General features: G+C 59.6%; 21 protein-coding genes and 1 pseudogene. 17 read left to right on the top strand and 5 right to left on the bottom strand.

Features of this window, described 5'->3' with window-relative positions; translation table 11 throughout:
• Positions 1-6 precede the first annotated feature (6 nt).
• Positions 7-903: a LysR substrate-binding domain-containing protein gene (locus tag ACN28Q_RS02730; RefSeq protein WP_095844927.1), complete on the top strand. Its 897-nt coding sequence runs from the start codon at positions 7-9 to the stop codon at positions 901-903.
• Here the strand turns inward: ACN28Q_RS02730 and ACN28Q_RS02725 are convergent.
• From ACN28Q_RS02725 to ACN28Q_RS02715, 3 genes are all read right to left on the bottom strand, one after another.
• The gene (locus ACN28Q_RS02725) at positions 900-1,082 is read right to left on the bottom strand and encodes a hypothetical protein (RefSeq protein ID WP_095844926.1); all 183 of its coding nucleotides are present in this window, start codon (positions 1,080-1,082) and stop codon (positions 900-902) included. The genes ACN28Q_RS02730 and ACN28Q_RS02725 overlap by 4 nt on opposite strands.
• A 282-nt stretch (positions 1,083-1,364) precedes the next feature.
• Positions 1,365-1,856 (bottom strand): hypothetical protein, encoded by a 492-nt coding sequence (locus ACN28Q_RS02720; RefSeq protein WP_095844925.1) that lies wholly within the window; start codon positions 1,854-1,856, stop codon positions 1,365-1,367.
• Positions 1,857-1,933: 77 nt separating this feature from the next.
• A complete protein-coding gene (locus tag ACN28Q_RS02715) occupies positions 1,934-3,382 on the bottom strand; it encodes an alkaline phosphatase (protein ID WP_095844924.1) in 1,449 nt (482 codons plus the stop codon).
• A 351-nt stretch (positions 3,383-3,733) separates the two neighbouring features.
• Here ACN28Q_RS02715 and phnF point away from each other — a divergent pair, with 351 nt between their 5' ends.
• The 16 genes from phnF to ACN28Q_RS02635 all read left to right on the top strand — a co-directional run bounded on the left by phnF (position 3,734) and on the right by ACN28Q_RS02635 (position 16,183).
• Positions 3,734-4,450: a phosphonate metabolism transcriptional regulator PhnF gene (gene phnF, locus ACN28Q_RS02710; protein ID WP_095848883.1), complete on the top strand. Its 717-nt coding sequence runs from the start codon at positions 3,734-3,736 to the stop codon at positions 4,448-4,450.
• A complete protein-coding gene (gene phnG, locus ACN28Q_RS02705; RefSeq protein ID WP_095844923.1) occupies positions 4,451-4,900 on the top strand; it encodes a phosphonate C-P lyase system protein PhnG in 450 nt (149 codons plus the stop codon).
• On the top strand, positions 4,897-5,472 hold the full coding sequence (gene phnH, locus ACN28Q_RS02700; RefSeq protein ID WP_095844922.1) for a phosphonate C-P lyase system protein PhnH: 576 nt from the start codon (positions 4,897-4,899) through the stop codon (positions 5,470-5,472). Before phnG ends, phnH begins: the two co-directional genes overlap by 4 nt.
• Positions 5,472-6,548 (top strand): carbon-phosphorus lyase complex subunit, encoded by a 1,077-nt coding sequence (locus ACN28Q_RS02695; protein ID WP_095844921.1) that lies wholly within the window; start codon positions 5,472-5,474, stop codon positions 6,546-6,548. Before phnH ends, ACN28Q_RS02695 begins: the two co-directional genes overlap by 1 nt.
• Positions 6,541-7,389: an alpha-D-ribose 1-methylphosphonate 5-phosphate C-P-lyase PhnJ gene (locus ACN28Q_RS02690; protein ID WP_095844920.1), complete on the top strand. Its 849-nt coding sequence runs from the start codon at positions 6,541-6,543 to the stop codon at positions 7,387-7,389. Before ACN28Q_RS02695 ends, ACN28Q_RS02690 begins: the two co-directional genes overlap by 8 nt.
• Positions 7,379-8,140 carry a phosphonate C-P lyase system protein PhnK gene (gene phnK, locus ACN28Q_RS02685; protein ID WP_095844919.1) on the top strand — a complete coding sequence of 254 codons (762 nt, stop codon included), beginning with the start codon at positions 7,379-7,381 and terminating at the stop codon, positions 8,138-8,140. Before ACN28Q_RS02690 ends, phnK begins: the two co-directional genes overlap by 11 nt.
• 58 nt (positions 8,141-8,198) lie before the next feature.
• The gene (gene phnL, locus ACN28Q_RS02680; protein WP_095848882.1) at positions 8,199-8,903 is read left to right on the top strand and encodes a phosphonate C-P lyase system protein PhnL; all 705 of its coding nucleotides are present in this window, start codon (positions 8,199-8,201) and stop codon (positions 8,901-8,903) included.
• On the top strand, positions 8,900-10,036 hold the full coding sequence (phnM, locus tag ACN28Q_RS02675; RefSeq protein ID WP_095844918.1) for an alpha-D-ribose 1-methylphosphonate 5-triphosphate diphosphatase: 1,137 nt from the start codon (positions 8,900-8,902) through the stop codon (positions 10,034-10,036). Before phnL ends, phnM begins: the two co-directional genes overlap by 4 nt.
• Positions 10,036-10,572 (top strand): ribose 1,5-bisphosphokinase, encoded by a 537-nt coding sequence (gene phnN, locus ACN28Q_RS02670; protein ID WP_095844917.1) that lies wholly within the window; start codon positions 10,036-10,038, stop codon positions 10,570-10,572. Before phnM ends, phnN begins: the two co-directional genes overlap by 1 nt.
• Positions 10,569-11,318 (top strand): phosphonate metabolism protein PhnP, encoded by a 750-nt coding sequence (gene phnP, locus ACN28Q_RS02665; RefSeq protein ID WP_095844916.1) that lies wholly within the window; start codon positions 10,569-10,571, stop codon positions 11,316-11,318. The genes phnN and phnP overlap by 4 nt, the downstream gene beginning before the upstream one ends.
• 105 nt (positions 11,319-11,423) lie before the next feature.
• Positions 11,424-12,257 carry a phosphonate ABC transporter ATP-binding protein gene (gene phnC, locus ACN28Q_RS02660; RefSeq protein ID WP_095844915.1) on the top strand — a complete coding sequence of 278 codons (834 nt, stop codon included), beginning with the start codon at positions 11,424-11,426 and terminating at the stop codon, positions 12,255-12,257.
• Between the two features lie 46 nt (positions 12,258-12,303).
• Positions 12,304-13,233 carry a phosphonate ABC transporter substrate-binding protein gene (phnD, locus tag ACN28Q_RS02655; RefSeq protein ID WP_095844914.1) on the top strand — a complete coding sequence of 310 codons (930 nt, stop codon included), beginning with the start codon at positions 12,304-12,306 and terminating at the stop codon, positions 13,231-13,233.
• Positions 13,234-13,369: 136 nt separating this feature from the next.
• Positions 13,370-14,236 (top strand): phosphonate ABC transporter, permease protein PhnE, encoded by an 867-nt coding sequence (phnE, locus tag ACN28Q_RS02650; RefSeq protein ID WP_095844913.1) that lies wholly within the window; start codon positions 13,370-13,372, stop codon positions 14,234-14,236.
• Positions 14,236-15,114 (top strand): phosphonate ABC transporter, permease protein PhnE, encoded by an 879-nt coding sequence (phnE, locus tag ACN28Q_RS02645; RefSeq protein WP_095848881.1) that lies wholly within the window; start codon positions 14,236-14,238, stop codon positions 15,112-15,114. Before phnE (ACN28Q_RS02650) ends, phnE (ACN28Q_RS02645) begins: the two co-directional genes overlap by 1 nt.
• A 79-nt stretch (positions 15,115-15,193) precedes the next feature.
• The gene (locus ACN28Q_RS02640) at positions 15,194-15,817 is read left to right on the top strand and encodes a LysE family translocator (RefSeq protein ID WP_095844912.1); all 624 of its coding nucleotides are present in this window, start codon (positions 15,194-15,196) and stop codon (positions 15,815-15,817) included.
• Between the two features lie 42 nt (positions 15,818-15,859).
• Positions 15,860-16,183, top strand: a complete 324-nt coding sequence (locus ACN28Q_RS02635; RefSeq protein WP_095844911.1) for an isochorismate lyase — start codon at positions 15,860-15,862, stop codon at positions 16,181-16,183.
• Between the two features lie 84 nt (positions 16,184-16,267).
• Here ACN28Q_RS02635 and ACN28Q_RS02630 read toward each other — a convergent pair.
• Both ACN28Q_RS02630 and ACN28Q_RS02625 read right to left on the bottom strand, forming a co-directional pair.
• Positions 16,268-16,765, bottom strand: a pseudogene (locus tag ACN28Q_RS02630) (alkaline phosphatase); the annotation flags it as partial.
• A 19-nt stretch (positions 16,766-16,784) separates the two neighbouring features.
• Positions 16,785-18,572 carry a sigma-54-dependent Fis family transcriptional regulator gene (locus ACN28Q_RS02625; RefSeq protein WP_095844909.1) on the bottom strand — a complete coding sequence of 596 codons (1,788 nt, stop codon included), beginning with the start codon at positions 18,570-18,572 and terminating at the stop codon, positions 16,785-16,787.
• Between the last annotated feature and the right edge of the window lie 190 nt (positions 18,573-18,762).

The raw sequence follows: 18,762 nt of genomic DNA, 5'->3' as shown, positions 1-18,762 counted from the left end.
TAACCAATGGCGTTTGAACGTTTCCCTTTGCATCTGCTGCCGGCGTTTGTTGTGGCGGCGCGGCTGGAAAACCTGCGTGCAGCGGCACAACAGATACATTTGACCCACGGCGCCGTCAGCCAGCAAATCCAACAGCTGGAGCGGGCGATAGGCCACCCTTTGTTTGAACGGCAGGGCCGTGGGATAAAGCTGAATGCCGCCGGGCGTGAACTGCTGGCGGTAGCGGAACAAACCTTAACCGCTCTGCAACAGGGGATTGGCCGCGTGCGCCGCGTGGCGGCAAGCCAGGTGCTGCGTATCAGCGTGCTGCCTTCATTTGCCCATTATTGGCTGCTGCCGCGCTTGCCGGTTTTTCGGCAGGCTTGCCCAGAGATTGCGCTGGATATCGATGCTTCTCTTCGCGTACAGGATCTGGCGCGCGGTGGTTTTGATGCGGCGATCCGCATCGGTGGCGGCCAGTGGCCGGGGCTGCATGCTGAATGGATTGCCCCCGGCGATGTGGTGCCGGTTGCGGCGCCTGCGGTGGCGCAACAGTGGCGGGTAGAATTCGCACAGGGCGCCCAGGCTTTACCGCTGTTGGCGCATGATGTGATGCCCTGGCGCTGCTGGTGGCAGGCAGAGGGTAAAGTTGAGTGCGGCCAACAATTGGCGCTGTTTAACGATGCCAGCCTGTTGGTGCGCGCCGCGCAGCAGGGGTTTGGTATTGCGTTGGTGAAAACGCTGCTCGCCGGGGATGCGCTGGCCACTGGGGCGTTGCAGGCGCTGGCGGCGCCACGCCGGCTGGAAGATAACGATTATTATCTGGTGTGGCCGAAAAGCGCTGAGCAACCCGCAGCGGTGCGTGCCTTATTGCTCTGGCTGCAGCGTGAACTGACTTCGGCAGGCAGAGCGGGCGGCGGTTAGAAGCTCTTTACCATCACCTCGTGCGCAGGCAGTTCAACCCCGGTTTTCAACAGATGGTCGAATGATTTTTCGGTGATTTTTAACTGTCGCAGGAACTCCTGCGGTGAGAGATCGTGCTTTTTACCGCTCATATAAGCCAGCGCCAGCTCTTTTGCCTGATAGCGTGAAAAGTTGTACATGTATTAGCCCCCGAAGTAATGAAAAGTCACTGCGAACGAGGCTAGTGTAGGGGAATAGAAAATAATGAATAGTCGCTTTGGCGTATAGAATCGATAGCTGTACCCTTCATACTTCAAGTTGCAGGTGTGTTGGCTTTCCTCGCTCACCCCAGTCACTTACTGGAGTAAGCTCCTGGGGACTCGCTGCGTTGCCGCCTGCCTGCAACTCGAATTATTTTGGGTATAAACCTTAGGCTGTTTTTTGCACGCCAAATGCAGCCATTTGGCGTGGGTTGGCGTGGTTTAGCGATCGGTAATCGGGATTGCCGGGATTGGCGCTAATCCTGGCAGCTTCAGCGTTACCTCGGTCACCGTGGCCGGCGGGGCGACAAACTTGCCTTGCCAGGTGCCGACACGCGGGTTCTTTTTGCGATCGTAACTGAAGTTCAGGCGCAGTTCCGCCGGGGCCTTTTGCTGGCCTTCGCTACTGAGTGGCCAGCGCTGGCCGTCGGCTTCAACGTAGAACTGGTTTTTCCAATCTTCAGGCTGTAGGTTGCCGTAGATGATCTCGCCGCCGAAGGTATCGGCGGTGGTTTCAAAGCGCAAATCGACCGTCAATTCGCCGTTTTTGCGAATGGCGCGCATCACCTGCGCTTCGGCATTGGTGCTGGCCGTGGGGACGGTGGGGCGTTCTGCCGCATGTACGGCGGGCAGGGATTGCAGCAAAAGCAGGCCGCAGAGCATAAGCGCATGCGGCCAGCGGGCGCGGATTGAGGTTAATGCTGAAATAGTCATCAATGTCTTACATCTCGTGATAAAGCGGGAAAACACAACGCCGCACGCGTCAGGCTGTGTGCGGCGTTGCTTCAGGCTTACTGCTGTTGCGCGGTGTTAATGCCGAAGGCATTGGCTACCGTGCGGAAGATATCGGTATTATCGACGTACTGTTGGTTTTCTTCCGGCACGTGGTAAGCGGCCAGCCCGGCGTTCGCTTTGGCGACGCTGGTCAGGAAGTCCGCGCCAGGGCCTTTGGCGAATACCGGCACCAGTTCACGGGTGTGGGTGTCGGTGTGCCAGCGTACCAGCGGCAGTGCGCCGGCGCCCTGATTAACGATGTCGGAGAACGCATCACTGTTGGAGTCTGGCCCCAGCAGCAGGCCGTTACCGTGGTCGGTGGTCACGATCACCAGGGTTTCATCCCATGAGCTGTTCTCTTCAACCCATTCCGTTACCGTTTCAACCGCGCGGTTAAAGTCGATTTGCTCTTCGATCAGGCGGGGCAGGTTGTTGGCATGGGCCGCCCAGTCTACCGCGCCGCCTTCCACCATCAGCATAAACCCGGCTGGGTTTTTAGCCACCAGGTTCAACGCCCCTTTGGTCATGGTTGCCAGATCCGGCTGGTTAGGCAGCAGGTTGCCGGCGGCGACGCCATCGCGGTTGAACTGCAGCGTGGCGTGGTTCTGCACGGTGCCGATCAGCTTGGTTTTGTTGCCCATATTCAACTTGTCGTTGGCCAGCGCAACGAAATCAGCCTTGGTTTCGATATGCTTGTAGGCGGTTTTCCCTGCTACCAGACGATCCCACTCTTCCTTACCGCCAACGTAGCGATAGGCCTTGTCATTTTTTGGCGTAGTGGCTTTACCGTTTTCGTCATAGAACGGGTGCCCAGAGCCCATGACCACCGTGGCCAGGCCGGAATCGATGATCTCTTTGCCGATAGCGGCGTATTCGTTGCGGCTGACGTTATGCGCCAGGAAGCCGGCCGGCGTGGCGTGGCTCCACTGCACCGAAGTGATGACACCCAGCGCTTTGCCGTTTTCTACCGCGTATTCGCCGATGTGCTTGAGCTTCTTGTCATCGTTGGACCAGTTAATGGCGTTGTTATAGGTCTTGTGGCCAGATGCCAGTGCGGTGGCTGCCGCAGCGCTGTCGGTGAAATCAGCACGCAGATAATCGTAGCCAGAGAAGAAGCCGGGGTAGTTGCCGAGGCTGCCTTTGAACACGCTATCAGATTTGTCTTTGGTCCAGATCTTATCGGCATCGAAGGTGACGGCGCCGTTTTGCGTACGAGTCGGAACGTTAGAGGTATTCAGCGGATAGGTGGAGGCAAACAGCTTCACGTCGAAGTCGTCATAGGCCTCGTGGCCTAATGCGCCGTGGCGGTAATAGCTGGCGGCATGCCAGGTATTGATGCCGGCGCCGTCAGTGATCAGCAGGATAACGTTTTTAGCCTTAACCGGAGCCGCGTTTTGCTCAGCGGCCTGGGTTACCAGAGGGAAGCTGAGCGCAAACGTCAGCAGGGCGGTTGAGTATATACGCATGGAATAGAAAACCCTTGTAGTGAATTTTTACATTTTGATAAACCAGCGTTACGTTATCCGCTGTTGATGACATTTTTTTGATGAAAATAAAACAGAAAAATGACAGCGTGCGGATCCGTGCGCTTTGCCCCCCGTTATTTTGCCCGTCAGACACCATGCTAAATCCTGCATTATCCCTTGCTGGCTGCGGCTTGCGGCCATAAATCCGCACTTTTGCCATCGCCAATGTGGTGATTTATTCATCAAGCCGACATCTGGCTTTCACGCCGCGGTCACATTTTTCTTGCAGGCTTGTGCTCTATCTTAACGGGATGTTTTTTATCCAGCCGGTTTGCCATGGAGTTTTTTTATATGCCGCAGTTATCCAGACATCCGACCACTGTCTACCAGGCCGTCGCCGCCGAGTTGGAAGCGGAGCTACGCACCCATTACCGCAGTGGCGATTATCTGCCTTCAGAAAAACAACTGGCGGAGCGTTATGCCGTCAACCGCCATACGTTGCGCCGCGCGGTGGACGATTTGGTGAAAAAAGGGCTGGTACAACGCCGCCACGGCATCGGCATCCTGGTGTTGATGCGCCCCTATGACTACCCGCTGCATTCGCAGGCCCACTTTAGCCAGAACCTGCTGGAGCAGGGCAGCGAGCCCAGCAGCGAGCGGTTGCTGGCGGTACTTAGCCCGGCCAGCCAGGACGTGGCGGCCTCCCTGGCCTGCTGCGAAGGTGACAGCGTGATCCACCTGCGCACTCTGCGCCGGGTCAATGGCGTACCGGTCTGCGTGATAAACCACTTCCTGCCGCAGCTTGCCTGGTGGCCCGAACTGCAACAATTCCGCAGCGGCTCACTGCACGATTTTATTGCGCAACGGCTGGATCAGGCGCTGATCCGCACGCAAACGCGCATCAGTACCCGCCAGGCACAGGCGAAAGAGAGCCGGTTGCTGGAAATTGAACCGCAGGCGCCGTTGCTGTGCGTGCGCACCCTCAACAAAACCGCAAGCGGTGAAATGGCGGAATACTCCATCAGCCTGACCCGCGGCGACATGATCGAACTGACGCTGGAGCATTGAATGGAACAGTTAAAGCAACGCCAACAGTGGCTTTCCGTGCTGGCCCACAGCCCGGCCGCAGAGCTGGAAAAACGCTGGCAGCCCCTCAAATTGCAGCCGCAATATCAGCTGTTGCGCGCGCCGGAGATCGGCCTGGCCCGTTTGCAGGCTCGCATGGGGGGCACCGGCAAGCGCTTCGTGCTGGGGGACATGACCGTCACCCGCGCCGTGGTGCGCCTGGCCGACGGCACCTGCGGCTACAGCTATGTGGCGGGGCGCGATAAGGCGCATGCCGAGCGCTGTGCGGTGATTGATGCCTTACTGCAGCAGAGCGAGAACCACGGCCTGTTGCAGGAGCAGTTAATCAAGCCGCTGGCGGCGCAGCGGGAGGTGCTGCGCTTGCAGCGCGCCCGTGAAATCGCCAGCAGCAAGGTGGATTTCTTTACGCTGGTACGTGGAGATAACGCATGACATTACAGGCAAGTTTTAATCACCCGGTGGCCGATGCCCAGCACGCCTTTCGCCGCATCCTGAAAGCGATGAGCGAGCCGGGAACGGTGGTGGCGCTGCCGTTGCAGCAGGGGTGGGGGCAGGTATCGCCGGCGGCCACGGCGGCGCTGCTGACGCTGGTCGATCATGAAACCCCGGTATGGCTCGACGCGGCATTAAGCGATGACGCCGTGCGCAGCAACCTGCGGTTTCATACCGGCGCTGCGCTGGCCGAGGATCAGGCCGCGCCTTTCGCCCTGATCCAGGCCTCTTCAGCAATCGATTTTTCACGCTTTGGCGCCGGCGACGATCTGGCGCCGGAGAAAAGCACCACGGTGATTATTGACGTGGCCGCGCTGGCCGGTGGGGAACCGTTGCGTCTGCGCGGGCCGGGGCTACAGGCGCCGCGCACCGTCGCGCCACAGTTGCCGGCAGCGCTATGCCGCTACCTGTGCCAGCGCGCCAACGCTTTCCCGCAAGGTATCGATCTGATATTGACCAGCGGCACGGCATTAATGGCGCTGCCGCGCACAACGCATGTGGAGGTGTGCTGATGTACGTTGCCGTTAAGGGTGGTGAAAAAGCCATCGAAAATGCCCACCGCTTGCAGGAGGATTTGCGCCGCGGTACGCGTGATGTGGCCGAGCTGGATTGCCGGCAGGTTGAACAACAACTGGGGCTGGCGGTGGATCGCGTGATGACCGAAGGCGGGATTTACGATCGCGATCTGGCCGCACTGGCCATCAAACAGGCCAGCGGCGATCTGGTGGAAGCCATCTTCCTGCTGCGCGCCTACCGCACCACGCTGCCGCGCCTGGCCGACAGCCAGCCGCTGGCGACCGGGAACATGCGCATCGAGCGCCGCATCTCGGCGGTTTACAAGGATTTGCCCGGCGGGCAGGTGCTTGGCCCCACCTACGATTACACGCACCGTCTGTTGGATTTCACGCTGTTGGCCGGCGGCGAAGCGCCGGTGCCGCAACGTGGCGAAGCGCCGGAGCAGGCGCCGTGCCCGCACATGTTTGATCTGATGACCCGCGAAGGTTTCGCCGCGCTTGAAGAAGATGACGGCAGCGAACCGCTGGATATTACCCGCGAACCACCCAGCTACCCCGCGCCCCGTAGCGCCCGGCTGCAACAGCTGGTGCGCGGCGATGAGGGTTTTCTGCTGGCGCTGGGCTATTCAACGCAGCGCGGCTATGGCCGTACCCATCCCTTTGCCGGCGAGATCCGCAGCGGCTTTGTTACGGTCGAGATCGCACCGGAAGAATTGGGCTTTGCGCTGGATATCGGTGAAATCCTGCTGACCGAATGTGAAATGGTCAACGGTTTTACCGATGCGCCAGGGGCCGCGCCGCACTTTACCCGCGGCTATGGGCTGGTGTTCGGGCGCTCGGAGCGCAAGGCGATGGCGATGGCGCTGGTGGATCGCGCCCTGCAAACCGCCGAGCATCAGGAAAGCGTCGCCAGCCCGGCGCAGGACGAAGAGTTTGTCCTGTCACATGCCGACAACGTCGAGGCGGCGGGCTTTGTTTCGCACCTCAAATTACCGCACTACGTCGATTTCCAGGCCGAGTTGGAACTGTTGAAGCGCCTACGCCAGGAATACCAGGAGAATAACGATGCGTGAGTTGAGCGGTTATAACCCAGGCTATCTGGACGAACAAACCAAGCGGGCGATCCGCCGGGCGATACTGAAAGCGGTGGCGATCCCCGGCTATCAGGTGCCGTTTGGCGGCCGCGAAATGCCGATGCCCTACGGCTGGGGCACCGGCGGCATTCAACTGACTGCCAGCCTGATCGGCGAAAACGATGTGCTGAAGGTGATTGACCAGGGGGCGGATGACACCACCAACGCGGTGTCGATTCGCCGCTTCTTCCAGCGCGTCAGCGGCGCGACCACCACCGAGCGCACCACCGAGGCGACGCTGATCCAAACCCGCCACCGCATTCCGGAAACACCGCTGCGGGAAGATCAGATCCTGGTTTACCAGGTGCCGATCCCCGAGCCTTTGCGCTTTATCGAGCCGCGTGAAACGGAAACCCGCAAAATGCACGCCCTGGAAGAGTATGGCGTTATGCAGGTGAAGCTGTATGAAGACATTGCCCGCTACGGCCATATCGCCACCACCTACGCCTACCCGGTGAAGGTGAATGACCGCTATGTGATGGATCCGTCGCCGATTCCGAAGTTCGATAACCCCAAGATGCATATGATGCCGGCCCTGCAGCTGTTCGGCGCCGGGCGTGAAAAGCGCATCTACGCATTGCCGCCCTACAGCAAGGTGGAAAGCCTGGATTTTGACGATCATCCTTTCAGCGTCCAACAGTGGGAGCAGCCTTGCGCACTCTGCGGTTCGCGCCACAGCTACCTGGACGAAGTGGTGATGGATGACAGCGGCACGCGCATGTTTGTTTGCTCGGATACCGATTATTGCCATCAGCAGCAGGAAAAAACACATGAACAGTGAACAGCCGCTGCTTGCGGTAAACAACCTTACCCACCTTTATGCGCCGGGCAAGGGCTTTGAAGAGGTCTCGTTTTCGCTTTTCCCCGGCGAAGTGTTGGGTATCGTCGGCGAATCCGGCTCGGGAAAAACCACGCTATTGCACGCCATCTCGGCGCGCTTAACTCCCCAGCAGGGGCAGGTCGATTACCAGGGGCGCGATCTCTACCGCATGAGTGAAAGCGAACGGCGCCGCCTGCTGCGTACCGAATGGGGCGTGGTGCACCAGCACCCGCTGGACGGCCTGCGCCCACAGGTGTCGGCCGGCGGCAACATCGGCGAGCGGCTGATGGCGGTGGGCCAGCGCCACTATGGCGAGATCCGCCGGCAGGCCGGCCGCTGGCTACAGGATGTGGAGATCCCGGTTTCACGCATTGACGATTTGCCCACCACCTTTTCCGGCGGCATGCAGCAGCGCCTGCAAATCGCCCGCAACCTGGTGACCCAGCCGAAGCTGGTGTTTATGGATGAGCCGACCGGCGGGCTGGATGTGTCGGTGCAGGCGCGCCTGCTGGATTTACTGCGCACCCTGGTGCGCGAGCTGAATCTGGCGGTGGTGATTGTCACGCACGATCTGGGCGTCGCGCGCCTGTTGGCGCACCGGCTGCTGGTGATGAAGCAGGGGCGGGTGGTGGAAAGCGGCCTGACCGACCGCGTGCTTGACGATCCACAGCACCCTTATACGCAACTGCTGGTGTCGTCTGTCCTGGGCTGATGTGCATTGCCGCCGCGGCTTTTCCAGCGCGGCGGGTGGCGACCAATTGGAGCACAACATGAACACACAACTTCGCGTTGAACATCTTTGCAAGACCTTCGTCCTACACAATCAGCATGGCGTTGCCTTGCCGGTGCTGCACGACGCCAGCCTGGAGGTGAGCGCCGGCGAATGCGTGGTGCTGGATGGCCATTCCGGCAGCGGCAAATCCACGCTGCTGCGCTCGTTATACGCCAACTATCACCCCAACAGCGGCCATATCTGGGTGAAGCACCATGCGAACTGGGTGGACCTGGTCGACGCGCCGGCCCGGCAGGTGTTGGCCATCCGGCGCGATACCATTGGCTGGGTCAGCCAGTTTCTGCGGGTGATCCCACGCACCTCCACGCTGGATGTGGTGATCCAGCCGCTGCTGGAACGCGGCGTTGAACGCAGCGTGTGCGAAGCGCGCGCCAAACGGTTGCTGGCCCGGCTCAACGTGCCGGAGCGGCTGTGGGGGCTGGCGCCCTCGACGTTTTCCGGCGGTGAACAGCAGCGCGTGAATATTGCGCGCGGTTTTATCGCCGATTACCCGATTCTTTTGCTGGATGAACCCACCGCGTCTCTCGACAGCGCCAACAGCGATGCCGTGGTGCAGTTGATCGAAGAAGCCCGCGCGCGCGGCGCCGCCATCGTCGGTATTTTCCACGATGATGCCGTACGCGAGCGCCTGGCCGATCGCCTGCACGTAATGAAGCCTCTCCACCAGGAAATGCAAGCATGATTATCAATAACGTTCAGTTAGTGTTGGAAAATGAGGTCGTTTGCGGTTCGTTAGAGATACAGAACGGGCTGATCGGCAGCATCAGCGATTCTGGCAGTGCGTTGCCCGAGGCACTAGACGGTGAAGGGGGCTTCCTGCTGCCGGGCCTGGTCGAGTTGCATACCGACAACCTCGACAAGTTTTTTACCCCGCGCCCCAAGGTTGACTGGCCGGCCTATTCGGCGATGAGCAGCCACGATGCGCTGATGGTGGCCAGCGGCATTACCACCGTGTTGGACGCGATCGCCGTGGGCGACGTGCGCGACGGCGGCCACCGCCTTGATAACCTCACCAAGATGATTGATGCCATCCGCCATAGCCAGGAACAGGGCCTGAACCGCGCCGAACATCGGCTGCATCTGCGCTGTGAGCTGCCGTATGACGCCACGGTGCCGCTGTTTGAGCAACTGATGCATACGCCCGGGCTATCGCTGGTATCGCTGATGGACCATTCCCCCGGCCAGCGCCAGTACACCTCGTTGCAGAAATACCGCGAGTACTTTCAGGGCAAATACCAACTCAATAACCAGCAGATGGCCGAATTTGAAGAGCAACAGACGCGCCTGGCGGCCCTCTGGTCGCAGCCCAACCGGCGGGCGATCGCCGCGCTGTGCCGCGAACAGGGGATTGCGCTGGCCAGCCATGACGACGCGACGGCGGAGCACGTTGACGAATCGCAGCAGATTGGCAGCGCCATTGCCGAATTCCCGACAACCGAGGCCGCCGCGCAGCGTTCCCGCGAACTGGGGCTGTTGGTATTGATGGGGGCGCCCAACGTGGTGCGCGGTGGTTCGCATTCCGGCAACGTCTCGGCGATACAGCTGGCGCAACAGGGCCTGCTGGATATTCTTTCCTCTGACTATTATCCCGCCAGCCTGCTCGATGCCGCGTTCCGTCTGGCCCAGGATGACAGTGCCCCCTATGACCTGCCGCGCGCCGTGGCGCTATTGACGCGCAACCCGGCGCACGCCGTTGGGCTGCGCGATCGCGGCGTGATCGCGCAAGGGCTGCGTGCCGATTTGGTGCTGGCGCATACCCGGCACGGCCATGCGCATGTCCGGCATGTGTGGGCGCAAGGCCGGAAGGTGTACTGATGGCGCGCTTAATCTGGCTGATGGGCGCATCGGGCGCGGGCAAGGACAGCCTGCTCAATGCGCTACGCGAGCAGCCGATTGACAATATGCTGGTGGCGCACCGCTATATCACCCGCGCCGCGGACGCCGGCGGTGAAAATCACCTGGCGCTGAGCGAAGCCGAATTTTTGCGCCGCCGCGCGCGCGGGCTGTTTGCCCTTGATTGGCAGGCGCACCGCTACCGCTATGCGCTGGGAATCGAAGTGGATCTGTGGCTGGCGCAGGGGTGGGATGTGATCGTCAACGGTTCCAGGCTGCATCTGCCGCAGGCGGCGGCGCGCTATGGCGCACAGTTGCTGCCGGTGTGCCTGCAGGTCTCGGCGGCGGTGCTGGCGAAGCGCCTGCATGAGCGTGGCCGGGAAAGCGACAGCGAGATTGAACAACGGCTGCAGCGCGCACGCGAAGCCGCGCCGACGCACGGCCTGCAGTTGAGTAACGACGGGCCGTTGGCCGCCACGGTGGCGACGCTGCGCCGGCTGCTGGAGGAAAACGCATGAGGCTCACCTTTTTGGGCACCGGCGGGGCGCAACAGGTGCCGGTCTTTGGCTGTGATTGCCTTAGCTGCCGGCGGGCTGAGCAACTGCCGTTATACCGGCGCGGCCCCTGTAGCGCGCTGATCCAGTGTGACGGGGAGAGCACCCTGCTGGATGCCGGGCAGTGCCATTTGGAACAGCGCTTTCGGCCAGGCGAGCTGCAGCGCATCCTGCTGACCCACTATCATATGGATCACGTTCAGGGGCTGTTCCCGCTGCGCTGGGGTGTGGGCGCCGCTATCCCAGTGTATGGGCCGCCGGATGACGCCGGTTGCGACGATCTGTTCAAACACCCGGGGTTATTGGCCTTTCAGCCGCCGGTCACGCCGTTTGTGGCGATGGCGTTCGGGGCGTTGAGCGTCACGCCCATCCCGCTGATTCACTCGAAGCTGACCTACGGCTACCTGCTTGATTACCGGGGCCGGCGGTTGGCCTGGTTGTGCGACACCGCCGGCCTGCCGGCGCAAAGCCTGCAGTTTTTGCGTACGCAGCCGCTCACGCACCTGGTGCTGGACTGCAGCTACCCACCCACGCAGCCCGCGCCGCGCAACCACAACGATGTCACCCAGGCATTGGCGATTTGCCAGGCGCTGTCACCCGCACAGTGCTGGTTCACCCATTTAAGCCATGAAGTGGATAACTGGCTGATCGATAACGCTTTGCCGCCCGGGATGGCCGCCGCTTACGACGGCCAGATCCTGGCGTTATAGGTTGTCGTGGTTTGTTCATCTTTTAATCATTTAACGGTCATAAAGACATCACATTGCTTGCCCTTAATAAGTGGCAACCTTCACGTTTAATAAACGGATACCAAGATGGCACAGGCACTATTGAAATCCGCTCCTGAATACAGCACGCCGCTGCGGCCGGTCCGCCAGGCACGGGTGCTCTCCGTGCGCGGGCTGGGCAAAGCCTGGACGGCGCAGCGCCGGGTACTGGACGATATCAACTTCGATCTGCACGCCGGCGAGTTGGTGGCAGTGATTGGCCGCTCCGGGGCGGGGAAATCGACGCTGTTGCACATGCTCAACGGCACCATTTCCGCCACTGACGGCGAAATCATCAATTACGGCGCTAATGGCGAGCAGCAGGATGTGATCAAGCTGAACAGCCGTCAAATGCGCCAGTGGCGCACTGACTGCGGTATGATCTTCCAGGATTTTTGCCTGGTACCCCGCCTGGATGTGCTCACCAACGTATTGCTCGGCCGCCTTAGCCAAACCTCAACGCTCAAATCCATCTTCCGCGTGTTCTCCGACGAAGACCGCGCCCGCGCCATTGAACTGCTGCAATGGTTAAACATGTTGCCGCAGGCTTTGCAGCGTGCGGAAAACCTCTCCGGCGGCCAGATGCAGCGCGTCGCGATTTGCCGCGCACTGATGCAGCAGCCAAAAATCCTGCTGGCCGATGAGCCGGTGGCCTCACTCGATCCGAAAAATACCCGCCGCATCATGGATGTGCTGAGCGAAGTGAGCCAGAAAGGGATCAGTGTGATGGTCAACCTGCATTCGGTTGAGCTGGTGAAAAGCCACTGTACGCGGGTGATTGGCATTGCCCAAGGCCGCATTGTGTTTGACGGCCACCCCACACAATTAGACGAAACGCTGCTTCAGACGCTGTATGGCGATGAGGTTAATCAACTGAATTAACACTTTTTTGCACCCTTTATTTTTTAATACAACAGCAGGCGACAACATGAAAAAGATCCTTGGTTTGACCACGATGTTAACCGGCGCGCTGATGGCATTTGGCGTTGCTGCAGCCCCCACAGAGCTTAACCTGGGAATTTTGGGCGGGCAGAATGCCACACAGCAGATCGGTGATAATCAGTGCGTCAAACAGTTCTTCGATAAAGAGCTGGGCGTTGAGACCCGGCTGCGCAACTCTTCCGACTACACCGGTGTGATCCAAGGGCTGCTGGGCGGCAAAGTGGACCTGGTGCTGAGTATGTCCCCGTCATCCTTTGCCTCGGTGTACCTCAAAGATCCTAACGCGGTGGATATCGTCGGGATCGCGGTGGACGATAAAGACCAGTCGCGCGGCTATCATTCGGTGGTGGTGGTCAAAGCCGACAGCCCCTACAAAAAACTGGAAGATCTGAAAGGGAAATCCTTTGGTTTTGCCGATCCGGATTCCACCTCTGGCTTCCTGATCCCCGATCAAACGTTTAAAAAGACGTTTGGCGGCAATAGCGACGACAAATACAACAACTTTTTCTCCAGCGTCACCTTCTCCGGCGGCCATGAGCAGGACATCCTCGGTGTGCTGAACGGCCAGTTTGACGGCGCCGTTACCTGGACATCGATGGTGGGGGATTACAACACCGGCTATACCGTGGGTGCCTTTACCCGCCTGATCCGGATGGATCACCCCAATCTGATGCAGCAAATCCGCATTATCTGGCAATCGCCGCTGATCCCGAACGGCCCGGTGCTGGTCAGCAACAAACTGCCGGCGGATTTTAAACAAAAAGTGGTTGCCGCCATTCACAAGCTGGATAAAGAACAGCACGCCTGCTTCATTAAAGCGATGGGCGGCACGCAGCATATCGGCCCGGCAACCCTGGCCGACTATCAAAACATCATCGACTTGAAACGCGAATTGATGAAGGGCGGCCGCGGTTAACGGTTGGCTATTGCGCCCCTGCTGAACGGCGGGACTGGCCGGGTGCGGTGTAAGCCGTAGCCCGGCTTTGCTTCAGGGAAGGGCAAACAGCGTGCGGGGCGACCGACGGCTGATTAAGAGCCTACAGGATACTGTTTTGAATAACGATTTTGAGTGCTATTACCAACAGATCAAAGGGCGGCAAAAGCGTGATGCCTTGCTTTGGTCTTTGCTGCTGGCCGGCCTATTTCTTGGCGCCGGCAAGGTGGCGGAATTCAATCTGGCGACCATCTGGCATGCGTTGCCGAACTTCTTTGACTACCTGCGTGAAACGCTGCCGGTGCTGCACTGGCGGCTGCTGTTCGCCGATGGCCGCACCGAAGGCTCTCTGGCCTATTGGGGCTACCGTTTGCACATACAGCTGCCGCTGATTTGGGAAACGCTGCAACTGGCACTGGCCGCTACCGTGGTGGCGGTCATCGCGGCGGCGATACTGGCTTTTTTCGCCGCGGCCAACACCCAAAGCCCGGCGCCGCTGCGCTTTACTATCCGGGCGGTGGTCGCATTTTTGCGCACCATGCCGGAGCTGGGCTGGGCGGTGATGTTCGTGATGGCGTTCGGCATCGGCGCCATCCCCGGGTTTTTGGCGCTGGCACTGCACACCATCGGCAGTTTAACCAAGCTGTTTTATGAAGCGATTGAAAGCGTCTCGGACAAGCCGGTACGCGGGCTAGCGGCCTGCGGCGCCAGCAAGCTGCAGCGGATGCGCTTTGCCTATTGGCCGCAGGTCAAGCCGATTTTTCTTTCCTACAGCTTTATGCGCATGGAGATTAACTTCCGCTCGTCGACCATTCTTGGCCTGGTCGGCGCCGGCGGGATCGGCCAGGAGTTGATGACCAACATCAAGCTCGATCGTTACGATCAGGTCAGCATCACCCTGTTGCTGATTATCATTGTGGTGTCTTTGCTGGACAGTGTCTCCGGCCGTTTACGGCGCATCGTGGTAGAGGGGAAAGCAGCATGATGGCGGTTGTACAGCCCGACGTGGCACGCATGAAAACCGAACACCCGGAACTGTTCCAGATACAGCGGCGGTATTTGCGCCGCGTTACTTTGCTGATACTGGCGATCGTGTGTTATTACCTGTTCTTTTTCCATGCGTTTGGTATCAGTGGGGCGCAGTGGATCAACGGTGTTCAGCAGTTGGGGCGGTATTTTGCCCGTATGTTCATCTGGAAAGATTTTGTTAACTGGCCGTTTGGTTATTATCTCTCGCAAATTGCCATTACGCTGGCGATTGTGTTTGCCGGCACCATCACCGCCACGCTGCTGGCGCTGCCGATCTCATTCTTTGCCGCCCGCAATGTGATGCAGGGCCGCCTGCTGCGGCCGATTGCCTTGCTGGTGCGCCGGCTGCTGGATATTTTCCGCGGTATCGATATGGCCATCTGGGGGCTGATATTCGTGCGCGCCGTGGGGCTGGGGCCACTGGCCGGGGTGTTGGCGATCGTTATGCAGGATGTCGGCTTGCTCGGTAAACTCTATGCCGAAGGGCATGAGGCGGTGGAGCGCTCGCCGGGCCGTGGCCTGAACGCGGTGGGCGCCAACGTGTTGCAAAAGCACCGCTTCGGTATCTTTACCCAATCCTTCCCGACGTTTTTAGCGCTGAGCCTGTACCAAATCGAATCCAATACCCGTTCCGCCGCGGTGTTGGGCTTTGTCGGGGCCGGGGGCGTTGGCCTGGTGTATGCAGAAAACATGCGCCTGTGGAACTGGGATGTGGTGATGTTTATCACGCTGATTCTGGTGGTGATCGTCATGGTGATGGATGCCATCTCGGCGCGGCTGCGGCAGCGCTATATCGTGGGTAAGGATATCCCGTTGTTTAATCAGGGCGAATAAGCGTGGGCCACAGCCGTTGCCTGCCGGGGTTAAAAGCGTATTATTGTACTAATACGATGGGTTATTTGAAGGTGGTACAATGTTGACAACCGTGTTGATGTACGCGCTGGCATCGCTGGCGGTTACGGTGATACCCGGCCCAACCATGTTGCTCGCACTGACAAACGGCGTGAGCAAAAGCAAGAAAGTTATTTTGATGGGGGTCGCCGGGGCAGCGCTTTCCGATTTTATCCTGATTGGTATGGTAGCGCTGGGGCTAGGCTCGCTATTGCTTGCCTCCAACACGTTGTTTTCAGTGGTCAAATGGCTTGGCGCCGGCTACCTTTTTTGGCTCTCCTGGAAGTTATGGCGCTCAACGCCGGCGATGTTAAAACCGCTGGCCGGTGAGCCGGCCACCCAGCGCAGCGGCAAGCGGGCGTTTATGCGCAGCCTGCTGGCGGCGTTGTCAAACCCGAAAGGGCTGCTGTTTTTTTCCGCTTTCCTGCCGCAGTTTATCGTTGTCAATCATCCCCTGGTGCCGCAATACGTTGCGTTTGCCTGCACAACGGTGGCGATAGATGTGGCTATCATGCTGCTTTACGCCTTTGGCGGCATGCAGGCTGCGCGCTTACTCACAGTGGCCGGCTTAAAAAGGCTCAATCGCATCAGCGCCGCACTGATGTTCTTTCTTGCCGGCGGCCTGGCCGTCTGGCGCCGTAATTGAAAGGGCAATAACGAATTTTTTCATTTATCCAGGGAGGAATACATGACCTATAAACAAACGGTTACAGCGGAAAACTGCGCCAATATGGCGGAGATCAGGCACGAGATTGACGCACTGGATCAGGAAGTGATCCGCCTGCTTGGGCTGCGCTTTGGCTATGTAAAAGCGGCGGCGCCGTTTAAAAGCACCCCGGATGAGGTGCAGGCGCAGGCGCGCTTCAATAGTATGCTGGCGCAACGGCGCCAGTGGGCGCAAGCGTGCGGGCTGGATGGCGCGGTGATTGAGAAAATGTACCGCGATCTGGTGAGCTGGTTTATTGCCCAGGAAATGGCCCACTGGTCAGAGCAACAAACCACCTCGCGGTAAACGCATTGCGGCGGCGGAACCGTCACCGCCGCCGCACAGACGTTATTTGATGCCCATTGCGTCGTGCAGGGTGTAGAACAGATCGGTCTGATCGGTCAGGCCAATGACGTTGGCGGCATGATCCTGTTTATCGATGGATGCGCCTTCCACCTGCAGAAAGAAGCCATTGTCATTTTTGCTCAGCAGCTCAATGGCTTTATCCGTCATCTGCGCCAGCGAAGGCGTATCCGCCGTGCGTTGCGGGTTGGCCGTACAGGTGACCGGCGGCTGTTGGTTGTTGCCGTGGTAGGTCGCCTTCGGCCCCTGCCAGCGCACCGGCATATTGCCTGCGGCAAACAGACCCAGCACCGGTTTGTTTTGATCGGCTTTGGTCAGGCCGCTCAGGCCGTTAACATCGCTCACCACCTGATATCCCAGCATCTGCGCCTGCTCGTGCAGCGTTTTACCCTGGTATTTTCCCGCCCTGGCGGTTTCGTTGAAGGTTTTCTCACCGCCGCCGAAGGTGACGTCGGCACGCGCGACCAGCAGCTGTTCGGCGATGGCGCCTTTGCCGCTGTTTTCCAGTGCTGTGGCCAGGCACTGCGCGGTGCATGGGGGGATGCTACTGGCAGTTCGCCCTTTCCAGCCGGCGGTAGAGCGTGCTGCGGGAAATACCCAGCTTTTTCGCCGCCAGGCTCATATTGCCGTTGGCTGCGCGAATCGCCGCCTGTTCATCCAGCGCCTCCGGCGCCGCGGGAGCGCTTGGTGGCGGGAGAGGGCGATCGATCTCCTGCGGCAGATCCGCCAGGCTAATTCTGTCGCCGTCATTGGCCAGCGCCAGCAGCACCTTCAGCACGCTCAGCAACTGGCGCACGTTACCCGGCCACGGTTGGCGCGCAAGGTGGCTTACAACCTCTTCCGGCAGTGCGATGTCGCGCTGCTCTGCACCCAGCTCCTGCCACAGGCGGCGGATGAGGCGCGGCACCTGCGGCCATGCCCGCAATGGCGGAATGTGCAGGCGGTATTCCTGAATGCGGTAGAGCAAATCCTCGCGGAATTCGCCGGCCTGCACCATCGCGGCAAGATCGCGGTGGGTGGCGCAGATCAAGGCAAAATTCACCGGGAAGGCGCGGCTACCGCCCAACGGCGTGACGCTTTTCTCCTGCAATACCCGCAGAAGACGGGTCTGCAGCGTCAGCGGCATATCGCCTATTTCATCCAGGAACAGCACGCCGCCGTCGGCTTCGCGCAGTTTGCCGATATAGCCTTTGGGGTTGGCGCCGGTGAAAGCGCCGGGAACGTAGCCAAACAGCTCGGATTCAATCAGGTTTTCCGGCAGCGCCGCGCAGTTGATCGCCACAAAACGCCCGTGCTGCCATTTGCTGGCGGTATACAGGCGGTGGCTGAAGTGCTCTTTGCCGCAGCCGGTTTCACCGGTGATGCATAAGGCGATGCCGGCGTTGAGTATCCGCAGCGCCTTCTCTTTATTGATGCCGTTATCTTCGAGGGGTTCTTCCGCCGGCGCCAGCGAGAAGTAACGCTGCGCCGGTGCGGAACGGGTGGCGAAATACCGTTGCTGGTTGCTGGCCAGCAGCGTTTGCAGGCCGCCTGCCGGTGGGCATTGTGCAAACAGGCTGTTGAACTGCATGGCGCCGATGTGTTTTGGCGCCAGGTGGAACGCATTCATGGCCAGCTTGTTGGCCGCCATCAACACATCGTCTTCAAACACCAGCAGCAGTTCCTGCGTGCTGCCGAGCTGGCTGCTATCGCTGTGCAGCCGCAGCAGCCAGCGCCGGGCGGAAACGGTGCTTTTCACCCAGCGGTATTCAATATCGCGCACCGCCTGGCGGATCAGCCTGCCGGCATGGTGGTGGGGCTGCAGGGCGGGGGCGGACAGATCCAAAATGCCGGCGATGTGGCCGTCGGGGCGAAATAACGGCGCGGCGGAACAAAAGAGTGTGGCGTTCTGCGCCAGAAAATGCTCGTCGCCCGCCACTTCGCAGGCCGTATGCAACGCCAGCGCGGTGCCGATCGCGTTGGTGCCGCGGGCATGTTCTCCCCACAGATTGCCCGGCGCCAGGGCGACACGCTCTGCTTTATGCAGAAAATCATGATTGCCGCAGGTTTCCAGCACCAGCCCGGAGGCATCCGCCAGCACCAGAATGGCGTTTCGTCTGACGATCTCGGCAGTCAGGCGCCGGAGCAACGGGCGCGCGATAGGGATAATCCAGTGGTTTTGTTCTTGAGCTTCTTTAAGCAGGGCGCTGGGCAGATAGGGGAGCGCTTCGTCATCACGGCACAGACCGTAGCGCTGGCTGCGTTGCCAGGAATCGGTCAGCAGGCCGGAGAGGTGAGGGGCCGTGACGCAGGGTACAGAATGCCGGGAATGGCTCGCTATTCTTTGTGGCATCGCGCGCTCCAGGATAATTCAATGTGATTTTTATGTATCATTTTGGTGTATTTGTTGTTGCGACACGCGACACAAAAACGAAACAGTAAATTATGGTTTTGCCACTATTTTGCCAGGTCGGCGCTGTGTTTTTTATTATAACTTTTTGTTAAAAAACAGTTTTATGCCATTCCCTCAATAAGTTTCCTCA

It is taken from the genome of Gibbsiella quercinecans, assembly GCF_002291425.1.
GTDB classification, from domain to species: domain Bacteria; phylum Pseudomonadota; class Gammaproteobacteria; order Enterobacterales; family Enterobacteriaceae; genus Gibbsiella; species Gibbsiella quercinecans.
The sequence above is the reverse complement of the archived record's forward strand: the minus strand, read 5'-3'. Positions and strand labels throughout refer to the sequence as shown.

Coding starts and splice junctions, on each gene's coding strand:
- ACN28Q_RS02695 (WP_095844921.1), top strand. CDS start 5,472: ATGTACGTTGCCGTTAAGGGTGGTGAAAAAGCCATCGAAAATGCCCAC.
- ACN28Q_RS02720 (WP_095844925.1), bottom strand. CDS start 1,856: ATGACTATTTCAGCATTAACCTCAATCCGCGCCCGCTGGCCGCATGCG.
- phnM (WP_095844918.1), top strand. CDS start 8,900: ATGATTATCAATAACGTTCAGTTAGTGTTGGAAAATGAGGTCGTTTGC.
- ACN28Q_RS02690 (WP_095844920.1), top strand. CDS start 6,541: ATGCGTGAGTTGAGCGGTTATAACCCAGGCTATCTGGACGAACAAACC.
- phnN (WP_095844917.1), top strand. CDS start 10,036: ATGGCGCGCTTAATCTGGCTGATGGGCGCATCGGGCGCGGGCAAGGAC.
- ACN28Q_RS02730 (WP_095844927.1), top strand. CDS start 7: ATGGCGTTTGAACGTTTCCCTTTGCATCTGCTGCCGGCGTTTGTTGTG.
- ACN28Q_RS02640 (WP_095844912.1), top strand. CDS start 15,194: ATGTTGACAACCGTGTTGATGTACGCGCTGGCATCGCTGGCGGTTACG.
- phnD (WP_095844914.1), top strand. CDS start 12,304: ATGAAAAAGATCCTTGGTTTGACCACGATGTTAACCGGCGCGCTGATG.
- ACN28Q_RS02625 (WP_095844909.1), bottom strand. CDS start 18,572: ATGCCACAAAGAATAGCGAGCCATTCCCGGCATTCTGTACCCTGCGTC.
- ACN28Q_RS02635 (WP_095844911.1), top strand. CDS start 15,860: ATGACCTATAAACAAACGGTTACAGCGGAAAACTGCGCCAATATGGCG.
- phnH (WP_095844922.1), top strand. CDS start 4,897: ATGACATTACAGGCAAGTTTTAATCACCCGGTGGCCGATGCCCAGCAC.
- phnE (WP_095848881.1), top strand. CDS start 14,236: ATGGCGGTTGTACAGCCCGACGTGGCACGCATGAAAACCGAACACCCG.
- phnK (WP_095844919.1), top strand. CDS start 7,379: ATGAACAGTGAACAGCCGCTGCTTGCGGTAAACAACCTTACCCACCTT.
- phnC (WP_095844915.1), top strand. CDS start 11,424: ATGGCACAGGCACTATTGAAATCCGCTCCTGAATACAGCACGCCGCTG.
- phnF (WP_095848883.1), top strand. CDS start 3,734: ATGCCGCAGTTATCCAGACATCCGACCACTGTCTACCAGGCCGTCGCC.
- phnL (WP_095848882.1), top strand. CDS start 8,199: ATGAACACACAACTTCGCGTTGAACATCTTTGCAAGACCTTCGTCCTA.
- ACN28Q_RS02715 (WP_095844924.1), bottom strand. CDS start 3,382: ATGCGTATATACTCAACCGCCCTGCTGACGTTTGCGCTCAGCTTCCCT.
- ACN28Q_RS02725 (WP_095844926.1), bottom strand. CDS start 1,082: ATGTACAACTTTTCACGCTATCAGGCAAAAGAGCTGGCGCTGGCTTAT.
- phnP (WP_095844916.1), top strand. CDS start 10,569: ATGAGGCTCACCTTTTTGGGCACCGGCGGGGCGCAACAGGTGCCGGTC.
- phnG (WP_095844923.1), top strand. CDS start 4,451: ATGGAACAGTTAAAGCAACGCCAACAGTGGCTTTCCGTGCTGGCCCAC.